This window comes from Asticcacaulis currens (assembly GCF_028550395.1).
Taxonomy (GTDB): Bacteria; Pseudomonadota; Alphaproteobacteria; order Caulobacterales; family Caulobacteraceae; genus Asticcacaulis; species Asticcacaulis currens.
The window spans coordinates 1-1,197 of record NZ_JAQQKW010000023.1; the positions used below are offsets into that span (position 1 = coordinate 1).

Genomic DNA, 1,197 nt, shown 5'->3' on the forward strand with positions numbered 1-1,197 from the left:
TAATGCAGTTCACTTAAGGGCCGATACAGTTCTCTGGTCGTATTTTCTGGGCAGGGTTTTGACGACACGGGGGCATGATCGCCCCCGTTTTGTTGAGAGTAACAAATCGCCGAGTCTGTTTCGCAGCCTGACGAGATGTGCTGGGATTTTTCCGGGCGCTTCGATCGCCATCCATCCCCATTCCTGACGCAGATAATGCAATGTGGCGGTAAAGCTGAGCTGAGTTGGCGGAACTTCGGCTTCGACGGCGATTTCGGCCATTTCCAATCGGACCAGATTGTAGGCCAGCAATGCCCCCCAGACCTCTTGGCAGACGGTTTCGGGGGTTCCGCTACGCAGGGTAAGTTCACTGCCAAGAAGCTCCTGCTTGAGTTCGCGATAGCTGGTTTCGATGCGCCAGCGTTCCTCGTACTGATGGACGATGTCCTTGGCCGGATAGGCCTTGGTATCCATCAGGGATGTCAGCAGGATGCGCTTTTTGCCATGTCGCGTGGTCGTCTCGATCGCCCTGGCCTCCCATGAGGCGGGTAATCCCGGTTCAGCCTGGCGGGCCTGCGGTGACACCTTCATACGCACCCGATAGTCACCCGGGGTTTGATCGAGGCGCTCCCACACGCAGTTTGCTTTGGCCGGGATCAACCAATGGCGCTGCGTGCCTTGGGTCTGCAACCGCAGCAAAAGACTAGCACTAAAGAATCCCTTGTCGAAGACTGTCAGAGAATGGTCCGGCACCTGGTCAACAAGGGATTTAGCGTAGAGCATCTCGTTTGTATCGTAGGCGCCAAACACCGCGTCGCGCACCAGATGTGTAGCAAGGGCCGTCAACGTCAGCAGGCGTAACTGCGGATAAATGGCAACAACGCCCGACGTGTAGCTTTGAGCGCCAAAATGTGCACGGTTCTCCTCGCTGTCGGACGTCCGCAACGTGCTTCCATCCACGGCGTAACGCGTAAGTCCGCGCCAGGCTCGACCGTTTTGATGCCGCTCGTCCCAGCAGGCGGCGCATATGGCAAAGAGCTGCGCCAAAGGGGCTTGACCCAAGCGTTGCCGGGCCTGGGTCAGGGCACTCTTGGCAATATCGGGATTCACCTCGTCGGGCAAAGCAAGGCTAAGATGGGCAGCCACATCCGCAATCGACTGATGGCGATAAAGAGCGAGCGCTATCACCAGCCACACCACCTGCTCCGCAGGAAGTTT

The 1,197-nt window shown here is 57.6% G+C and carries 1 protein-coding gene; it reads right to left on the minus strand.

What is annotated here, in order from left to right:
- Positions 1 to 9 precede the first annotated feature (9 nt).
- Positions 10 to 1,197: IS4 family transposase (locus PQU94_RS17975; protein ID WP_272742807.1), on the minus strand; the 1,188-nt coding region annotated here is incomplete at its 5' end.